An 8,898-nucleotide genomic window follows, 5' to 3' on the forward strand; every position below is an offset into this window, starting at 1 on the left:
CTTCCGGTCGCGCCCGCTCGACCTGGCGGCCTCGGTGGCGTGCTTCCTCGGCGCGTGGAGCGTCGGGATCGTCGAGGCCTGGCTCATCCTCCGCTTCCTCCGGGCGCCGGTCTCGTGGGGAACGGCGTTCTCGATCGAATCGCTCTCGGTGCTGATCGAGACGGCGTTCTTCTTCGTGCCGGCGAAGGCCGGAACGCAAGAGGGAGGGAAGGTCGCGATCTTCGCGGCGCTCGGCCTTTCCGCCGCCGACGGGTTCGCGCTGGGATTCGTGCGGCGGTTGCGCGAGCTCGTCTGGGCGATGGTGGGATTGGTCACGTTCGCCGTGCTCGAACGGCGTCGCGTTTCCTGAGCGGCGCGGCGATGCATCGAGCCGTCCGTCTCGCTCTGCCGAGCTACGGCGCGATCGGCAGTGAGCTCGCGCAGACCGTACCGGCCGGTCGATGCCGATAGGATCGCGCCGAAGCTTTAGCGAAGGCGGAGGCCGGCGCGGCCCGCCGGGCTCGCGCCTCCCCGCGCCTTACCTCGGGGAGGGAATGAAACCGCTCCGAGGGCACGTCGGTCCGGCATTCGCCGGGCGGGTCAGTGTCGCCGCGCCGCCGGCCGCCCGCGCTCCAGATTCCGCTTGAGCCGCGCGACGATGCGGTAGACCTGCGTGCGCGGCACCTTCGTTCCGGGCCCGTGCTTCTCGACGCGGTCGAGCGTCTCCCAGGCGAGCTCGACGGGGAGCGCCGTGAACCCGACGAGTCCTTCCGGGGCGCCCGCGCGCTGCAGCGCGAGCACGTATTCCGACGCCTCTGCGAGGTCGCGCCGGGCGAGCTCGAACACCTCCGCCCGGGAGACGCTTTCGGGGAGGTAGCTTCGCCCTTCCGACCGGTCCGAACCGGCGTCCTTGACGATGTTGACCAGCTGCAGCGCTTCGCCGAACCGCGCCGCGCGCTCGCGGAGGAATCCCGCGATCGGCGCGAGGCCGTCGCGGCCGAGCAGGAAGAGGTCCGTCAGCATCTCTCCGACGATGCCGGCGACGACGTAGCAGTAGGAGCGAAGGTCGTCGAGGTCGGCGAGGCGGAGCTCGCCGTCCGGCGACATCCGGCCGACGAACCGCGCCATCCCTTCGGCCGACGCGACGACGCGCTCGCGGATCGTCGAAACCGCTCCGGCGGAAAGCGAGCGGAAGTCGCCGAGAACCGTGGGGGATTCGCGGAGAAGCTCGAGATAGCCCTCCTGTGCGCACGGCGGGTCCCCGGTCCATCTTCTCGCCGCCGCCTCCTCGGCGGCCGAGCCGGTTCCGCGAAGCAGCGAGGCGAGCTCGGCGAGGGCCTCGATCCGGCGGCGAGGCTCCCAGAGTGTCGCGTCCTCGAACGTGTCGGCGATGCGGAAGAGGAGATAGGCGATCCCGACCTCGCGCCGCGTCGGCTCCGGCAGGAGCGGGATCGAAAGCGCGAAGGTGCGGCTCGTTTTCGCGAGGAGCCGGTCGAGATCGGCCATTCCGTTCACGCCTCGGCCCGCAGGAGCGCCGGGAGGAGACCGGCGATCCGCTCCATTGCGCGGACGGTGCGCCGGCGCAGGGCGAACAACTCGGGAAATACGCTCGGGCGCAGCAGCGCGCGGAGCACGACGGCCGTGCGGTCGAGCCGTCCGTCCTTCCACGATCGCCGCACCGCCTCCGGCAGGTCCTCGGCGGCCGTGTCGAGCACCGCGCGAAGCGCGAGGAACGGCACGCCCGCGCGCGCGGCGGCCGCCGCCCAGCCGGACGATTCGAGGTCCGTCACCGCGTTCTCCACCCCGGGGTGCGCCGCGCCGAGCGCCGCCTTCTCGGCAGCGGTCCCGCTCAGACGATCCATGGAGAAGACGACGCCGACCCGGTCGGCGCTCGGCGACGCCCGCGCGAAAAGGCCGGCGTCGGCCCGCCAGACCGCTCCGTCCGCGCCGCGGACCTCGCGCGCCGCGATCACCTCGCCTTCGCGGAGAGCGGGGGAGAGCGCGCCCGCCAGTCCCGTCCCGATGAGCGCGTCGAGTCGGTAGCGTCCGAGGAGATCCGCCGCCCGCCGCCCGGCGCGGTCGGGCCCTTCTCCGGTCGCCGCCACGAGGACTTCCGTTCCGGCGAGGCGCGCCCGGTATGTCCGGCGCGCCGCGCGTATCGGGGACGACGCGCCCGCGAGCAGCGGCCCGAGCTCCTCCGGGAGCGCCGTCAGGACCCCCGTCACGCGGCGGCTCGCGGCCGCGCCGGCGCGGAGTAGCCGTGGTCCCGGAACCATGCGACCGCGCGCGCGAGCGCGTCCTCGACGGGACTCTGCGGAAACCCCAGCTCGCGCACCGCCTTGCTCGAATCGAAGTACATCCGGTGGCGCGCCATCCGCGCGCTCTCGAGCGGGACCCGCGGCTCGCGGTTGAGGAGGCGCGCGATCCCGGTGTCGACGGCGGCCGCGGCGATCGGGACCCAATGCGGGAGCCTCACGCGCGGGGAGGGGAGGCCCGTGATCGCCGCGAGCACGTCGAAGATCTCCTTCAGCGTCATGTTCCGATTCCCGAGGATGTATCGCTCGCCCGGGCGTCCTTTCTCCGCCGCCCGCAGGTGGCCCTCCGCGACGTCGCGGACGTCGACGAGGTTCAACCCCGTGTCGACGTAAGCCGGCATGCGGCGCCGGAGGAAGTCGACGACGATGCGTCCCGTCGGCGTCGGCTTGACGTCGAGCTCTCCCACCGGCGTCGAGGGGTTGACGACGACGACCGGAGCGCCTTCAGCGGCCCATCGGAGCGCGACGCGCTCGGCGAGCACCTTGCTTCGTTTGTAGTGGCCGATCACGCTGTCGGGCGACGCGGGGCGGGTCTCGTCGGCCGGCTCGCCGCCGCGCGGCGAGAGGGTCGCGACGGAGCTCGTGTGGACGATGCGGCGAACTCCCGCGTCGACCGCGGCGCGGAGGACGTTTTCGGTGCCGTCGACGTTGGCGGCATAGAGCTCCCGGGGATCGCGCGCGTAGAGGCGGTAATCGGCGGCACAGTGGTAGAGCGTGTCGACCCCGGCCGCCCCGCGCGCCAGCGACGCGGGCTCCCGAAGGTCGCCGCGCACGATCTCGACCGGAAGCCCCTCGACGTTGGCGAGAGAGCTCCCGGTGCGCGCCAGACAGCGGACGCAACGTCCGCGCGCCAGGAGCGCGCGGACGACATGCGCTCCCACGAACCCCGTGCCGCCGGTGACGAGGTCGAGGTCGCTCATCGCGGCGTCCATCGACGCCTCGCCGGCGTCTTCATCGACGCCTCGCCGGCGTCTTCATCGACGCCTCGCCGGCGTCTTCATCGACGCCTCACCGGCATCCGCCGGAGCGCCGCCGGCGGACGCGCCGCGTCTCCCGTTCAGCCGAGGAGATTCCACGCGGCGAGCCGCACCATGTCCCCCGGGTGTTTCGGCAGCTCCTTCACGACCGACGCCTCGAAGCCGGAGTGCATCGCGCAGTTCTGGCAGAGATCGTCCTGCCGGGACTCCCAGTACCCCCAGTCGGTTTCGTTCCAGAACTCCTCCCACGAGAACGTGTACTTCTTTCCGATGAGATAGCAGGGGCCCTTCCATCCGCGCGGGGTGAACGTGACCGTGCTCCAGGGCGAGCACTTGTACTCGCGCAGGCCGGCCGCGAACTCGAGGAACATCGGGGTCGAGGTCAGCCGGTACCTCTTCGAGATGTCGAGCACGCGGCGGAACTTCAGCTGGATCTCCGACCGGGTGAGGAAGATGTCGCGGTCGACGGACTCGTAGTGATAGCCGGGCGTGACGAGCATCCCCTCGACGCCGAGGCTCGTCAGCAGATCGCAGAGCTCCTCGACCTCGGAGACGTCGGTCTCCCGGAAGATCGTCATGTTCGCCATCAGGTGATGGCCGAGCCGCCGCCCCTGCCGGATCATCTCGATCGCGCGATCGAACGTTCCCGGCGCGTCGCACACGCGGTCGTGCGTCTCGCGCATCCCGTCGAGGTGCACGTTGATCATCAGCCGCTTGTGCGGAGGGATCACGCCGTACACTTTCCGGTCCAGGAGCAGGGCGTTCGTGCAGAGATAGATGTGGCGCTTGCGCTCGATGATGCCCGCGACGAGCGCGGCGAGCTCCGGATAGATCGTCGGCTCGCCGCCGCAGATCGAGACGACGGGCGCCTGAGAGGTCTCGACCGCCTCCAGGCAGCGCTCGAGCGGCAGCCGATCCTGGATCCGGCCCGTGTGGCGCTCGGTCGCGCAGCCGATGCACGCGAGATTGCAGGTGTAGAGAGGCTCGAGCATCAGCACGAACGGGTAGCGGCGGTTGCCCCGCACCGCGTTCCGGAACTGGTGCTGGATCATGTCGGTCGTGATGTGGATCGGGAATCTCATGGAAAGGCCGATTCTCCTCGTTCGTACGTCGCCAGGGCCCAGAGCGGAAAGAACGTCGCGTACAGGTGATACTTCAGGTAGAACACTTTCGGGAATCCCGTCCCGGTCCAGAACGGATCTTCCCACGATCCGTCCCCCCGCTGCCGCTCGAGCAGGTGCTCGATGCCGCGCCGGACGGCCGGGCCGTCGAACGTCCCCGCGCAGAACAGCGCGAGGAGCGCCCAGGCGGTCTGCGACGGCGTGCTCGGCCCGATCCCTTTCGTCTCCGGCTCGTCGTAGGAGCGGGGGAGCTCTCCCCAGCCGCCGTCGGCGTTCTGGCGCGTTTCGATCCAGGCCGCGGCGTCGCGGAACGCGGCGTCGGACGCGGGCAAGCCCGCGCGGCGAAGCCCGCGCAGCGCGAGCCAGGTGCCGTACAGATAGTTGCATCCCCAGCGCCCGTACCAGGTCCCGTCGGGGTCGCGCCGCGCCCGCAGGAAGCCGACCGCGCGCCGCACCGCGGGATCCGACGGCGGGATTCCGAGCCTCCCGAGCGCATCGAGCGTCCGGCCGGTGATGTCCTCGCAGCTCGGGTCGATCATCGCGTTGTGGTCCGCAAACGGCACGAACGTCAGCACGTCGCGGTCGCAGCCGCGGTCGAACGCCCCCCAGCCCCCGTCGGCGTTCTGCATCGCGAGCTGCCACCGCGTTCCCCGCGACAGGGCTTCGCGCCGGCGGCGGTCCTCCCCCTCGGCGAACCGGACGCGGGAGAGCGCGGCCAGGACCTCGGCCGTGTCGTCCGTGTCGGGATAGAACGCGTTGCGGTACTCGAAGAACCATCCTCCCGAGGCCGTGTCCTTCACGCGGCGCGACCAGTCGCCCTTGACCCGCACCTCGCGGTCGAGGAGCCAGCGCGCGCCGGCGAGCAGGCGGCGGTCGTCCTCGGAAATGCCCGATTCGAGAAGTGCGTGAAGGGCGAGCGCCGTGTCCCAAACGGCCGAAAAGCACGGCTGGACGCGGAGCGTCCCCTCCTCCTCGAGCTCGAGCTTCTCGAGCTCCGCGACCTGCGACGCGATCCGCGGGTCGTCCGGGCGGACGCCCAGCGCGCGGAACGCGAAAATCGTATTCACGATCGGCGGGAAGATCGCCCCGAGCCCGTCGCTGTCGGCCAGGCGCTCCTCCGTCCATCGGGCGGCGCGCCGCAGCGCGCGCGCGCGAAGCGGTTTCCACGGGACCGCTTCGACGGCCTTCAGCGTCCGGTCGAGACCGCCGAAGAACGCCCGCCAGAAGCGCTCGCGGCGAGGGCGCATCTTCCGGTCGCGCGCCGGAAGGCGAGGGACGGCGAGCTCGGCGATCCCGGCGGAGGGCGGAATCGCGTGGAACGGGCGCTTCGCCCAGATGATCGAGAGCGGCACGACGATCGCCCGCGACCAGGAGGACATCCGGTAGATCGACATCGGGAAGGCGTCGGGAAGGAGCACGAGCTCCGGGGGCACGGCAGGGCACCGGTCCCAGTCGTACTGGCCGAAGATCGCCAGATAGATCTTCGTGAACGAGTTGCAGGCGTCGAGGCCTCCGAGGCCGAGGATGGCCTGCCGCGCCCTCCTCATGTGCGGCGCCTCCGGGTCGTCCCCTTCGAGCTTCAGCGCGAAGTATCCCTTCACGGAGGCGCTCACCTCCGGGGGACCTCCCGGGTAGGTCGCCCAGCCGCCTTCGGCGAGCTGTTTGCCGCGGATCCACGCGGCGGCCTTCCGGGTCTTCTCGCCGGCCCGTCCGAGGAAGTGGAACGTGAGGACGTATTCCGACTCGAGAATCGTGTCCCCCTCGAGCTCGCCGCACCAGTGCCCGTCGTCATGCTGGATCGAGAAGAGGTAATCGCGCGCCGCGGAGACGGTGGTCGCGACGTCGGGCTCGGGTCGTGATTGTTCGAGGAGAGACATGTGTTCGTTCCCCCGCCGGAGCCTCGGATTATACGGGAGCCGGAGCATTCTCCGGCTCGACGGAACCGTGCGCGTTCAGAAGAGGATTTTCGCCCCCAGCCCGCGCGCGATCGGGACCAGCTCGAGCGTCGCTTCGCGGTCCTCATTGGCCTCGGCGGCGCGGTGGCGATGGACGAGCCAACGCCCGGTGAGGGTGCCGAGGATCGCCCCGGCGAAGACGTCGCTCGCGAAGTGCGCCCGGTTGTTGATCCGATCCATTCCGACGAGAGTCGCGGCGGCGTATGCGAGGCCGGGAACGATCCACCCCGGGGAGCGCGCGGCGATGACCGACGCCACCGCGAACGCGACGGTGGTGTGGCCGGACGCGAACGAGGCGTTGGAGGAGCCGGGCTCGAACACGGTCTGCCCGTTGGAATTGACCGGCCGTTCGCGGCCGGAGATCCTCTTGACGACGTTGTCGAGCAGCCCGGCGAGCACCGCCGCCTCGAGCGCGTCGCGCCCCATGTCGCGCGTGGCGGGGTCGCGGAAGGCGAGGCCGGCCGCCACGAGCGCCGCGGAAACGGCGAATCCTCCTTCGGCGCCGAACGGCATCGTCGCGCTCGAGACGGAGTCGGTCGTCGGAGACCGGCTCGCCGCCGCCTGGTGGTCGATCGACCGGTCGGCGAGGAAGAGGCCGCCGAGGATCACCCCGAAGGCGGCCGCCTTCTCGCGGTCCTGCCGGTTCCACGACAGGGGAGCGGTCACGAGACCGATCGTGTCGCGGCCGTATCGGCGGGCCTCGTTGCCGATGGCCGGGAGCACTCCGCCCGGCGGGGGCGCGCTGACGACGAGATCCGGCACGGAAAGATCGGGTGTCGGCGCGGCCGCGGGATCGGGCGTTTGCGCCGCGGAAGATTCCGGCGCCGGCGAGGGAGAAGATGCCGGCGTCTCCGCCGCGAGGGGAAGGGCGGCGAGGAGGAAAGCCGCGGCCAAAGCGCTCCTCATGCGAGAGCCGCGGCAGCGCGATCGGCGTTCGCGCCGGCGATCCACCGGGAGTACCAACGATCGAGCACGACGAGGAGCCAGAGCTTGTTCCATCGCCTCGGCATCCCGCTCGCGATGCGGCGCTCGAGCGCCCGGACGTCGACGATGCCGTCGCGGGCGAGCGCTCCGCGGCGCAGGCGGTCGAAGGCCGGGCGGCCGTTCCCGGCCGAGACCCACCGTTTGAACGGCGGGGAAAAACCGTACTTCGGCCGCGCGAGGATCTCCTCCGGAAGCCACGGAGCCACCGCGCGGCGGAAGAGGATCTTCGTCGCGCCGGGGCGCACGAGCTGGTCATCCGGGAGCGCGAGCCCGAATTCCACCACCCTCCGGTCGAGCAGGGGGACGCGGACTTCGAGCCCGTGGGCCATCGACGCGCGGTCGACGAGCGCCAGGATGTTGTCGGGGAGGTACGTCTTCCGGTCCAGATGGCACAGCCGGGCAGCAGGCGAGAGGTCTTCGCGGTAGAAGCGACGGAAGAGCCAGGCGGGATCGTCGGCCGCGAACGCCGGGTCGAAGATCACCCGGCGCTCCTCGCGCGTGAAGAATCCGCGCAGCGCGAAGTACCGGTCGACCGGGTCGGAGGAGACGAACTTCCGGAGTCCCTCCGCGCGCGCCGCCCAGACGCTCCCCCGGAGAGGAGCCAGGAGGCGCCGGTCGGTCCACCCGAAGATCGGAAGGAGTCCCGTCACGCGCCGCCGCCGGACGTCGTACGCGAGGGAGCTCTCGTGCCAGCCGTAGCCGCCGAAGACCTCGTCGCCGCCGTCGCCCGAGAGGACGACCTTCGCCCGGGAGCGTGCGAGGCGCGACAGGTGGAAGAAAGCGAGCGCCCGGGCGTCGCTCACCGGCTCGTCGAGCGCGCCCGTGATTTCGTCGATCGCGTCCCCCACGTCGCCATGCGTGAGCTCTTCGGCGGCGTGGTCCGTGCCGAGCCGGCGAGCGGCGATCTCCGCGTGCCGCATGTCCTCCTGGCCGCCGTCCCGGTAGGCGACCGTGAACGTCGGAACCGGCCCGGGCGAGAATTCCTGGAGGAGCGCCGTGACGCAGGTCGAGTCGAGACCTCCCGAAAGGAGTGAGCCGACCGGGACGTCGGAGACCGCGTGCGACCGCACCGCGCGGCGGAGGACCTCGCGGAGCTCCTCCGGCGGGTCCGCCCCGATCGCGGCGGGCTCGGGCTCCCAGTACGGGGAGACCGTGGTCCGCCCTCGCGCCCGGACGAGGGCATGGCCGGGAGGAAGTTTTCGGACGCCCCGGAAGATTCCGCGATCGAAAGGCACGTAGCCGTACGAGAGGTAATCGCCGAGCGCCTCGGGATCGACTTCCGCGGAAACCGCCGGGTGGACGAGGAGAGCCTTCGGCTCCGAGGCGAAGAGGAACGTCCCGCCCTTCTCGAAATAGTAGAGAGGCTTGATCCCGATCCGGTCGCGCGCGAGAAGCAGCGAGCGATCGCGCGGGTCGAAGTACGCGAACGCGAACATCCCTTCGAGCGTTTCGAGCGCGGCGCGGCCGCGGGCGTTCAGCGCGTGGAGCAGGACTTCGGCGTCTCCGGTCCCGCGGTACGGAAGGTCGCGGCGGCGATCCGCGCGGCGGAGCTCGCGGAAATTGAAGA

Annotated in this window: 8 protein-coding genes; 1 reads left to right on the plus strand and 7 read right to left on the minus strand. The window is 71.2% G+C overall.

From position 1 onward, the window contains the following. A partial coding sequence (locus tag VKH46_13630; protein ID HKB71882.1) for a lysylphosphatidylglycerol synthase domain-containing protein occupies positions 1-349 on the plus strand: 349 nt, incomplete at its 5' end. 230 nt (positions 350-579) lie between these two features. Here the strand turns inward: VKH46_13630 and VKH46_13635 are convergent. The 7 genes from VKH46_13635 to asnB all read right to left on the minus strand — a co-directional run. Continuing rightward, complete coding sequence (locus tag VKH46_13635) at positions 580-1,485, minus strand: squalene/phytoene synthase family protein (GenBank protein HKB71883.1); 906 nt, start codon at positions 1,483-1,485, stop codon at positions 580-582. A 5-nt stretch (positions 1,486-1,490) separates the two neighbouring features. Then, positions 1,491-2,204, minus strand: a complete 714-nt coding sequence (locus tag VKH46_13640; GenBank protein HKB71884.1) for a hypothetical protein — start codon at positions 2,202-2,204, stop codon at positions 1,491-1,493. Continuing rightward, positions 2,201-3,214 (minus strand): hopanoid-associated sugar epimerase, encoded by a 1,014-nt coding sequence (hpnA, locus tag VKH46_13645; protein ID HKB71885.1) that lies wholly within the window; start codon positions 3,212-3,214, stop codon positions 2,201-2,203. The genes VKH46_13640 and hpnA overlap by 4 nt, the downstream gene beginning before the upstream one ends. 137 nt (positions 3,215-3,351) lie before the next feature. Continuing rightward, on the minus strand, positions 3,352-4,353 hold the full coding sequence (gene hpnH / locus VKH46_13650) for an adenosyl-hopene transferase HpnH (GenBank protein ID HKB71886.1): 1,002 nt from the start codon (positions 4,351-4,353) through the stop codon (positions 3,352-3,354). Then, the gene (shc, locus tag VKH46_13655; GenBank protein HKB71887.1) at positions 4,350-6,269 is read right to left on the minus strand and encodes a squalene--hopene cyclase; all 1,920 of its coding nucleotides are present in this window, start codon (positions 6,267-6,269) and stop codon (positions 4,350-4,352) included. The genes hpnH and shc overlap by 4 nt, the downstream gene beginning before the upstream one ends. 75 nt (positions 6,270-6,344) lie before the next feature. After that, positions 6,345-7,253 carry a phosphatase PAP2 family protein gene (locus VKH46_13660; protein HKB71888.1) on the minus strand — a complete coding sequence of 303 codons (909 nt, stop codon included), beginning with the start codon at positions 7,251-7,253 and terminating at the stop codon, positions 6,345-6,347. Next, on the minus strand, positions 7,250-8,898 hold a 1,649-nt coding region (gene asnB, locus VKH46_13665), incomplete at its 5' end, for an asparagine synthase (glutamine-hydrolyzing) (protein HKB71889.1). The genes VKH46_13660 and asnB, both read right to left, overlap by 4 nt.

The organism is Thermoanaerobaculia bacterium (genome assembly GCA_035260525.1).
Classification (GTDB): Bacteria; Acidobacteriota; Thermoanaerobaculia; order UBA5066; family DATFVB01; genus DATFVB01.

What these genes read in the sequence shown, in the direction of transcription:
- VKH46_13635 (HKB71883.1), bottom strand. Translation starts at nt 1,485, where the DNA reads ATGGCCGATCTCGACCGGCTCCTCGCGAAAACGAGCCGCACCTTCGCG.
- hpnA (HKB71885.1), bottom strand. Translation starts at nt 3,214, where the DNA reads ATGAGCGACCTCGACCTCGTCACCGGCGGCACGGGGTTCGTGGGAGCG.
- hpnH (HKB71886.1), bottom strand. Translation starts at nt 4,353, where the DNA reads ATGAGATTCCCGATCCACATCACGACCGACATGATCCAGCACCAGTTC.
- shc (HKB71887.1), bottom strand. Translation starts at nt 6,269, where the DNA reads ATGTCTCTCCTCGAACAATCACGACCCGAGCCCGACGTCGCGACCACC.
- VKH46_13660 (HKB71888.1), bottom strand. Translation starts at nt 7,253, where the DNA reads ATGAGGAGCGCTTTGGCCGCGGCTTTCCTCCTCGCCGCCCTTCCCCTC.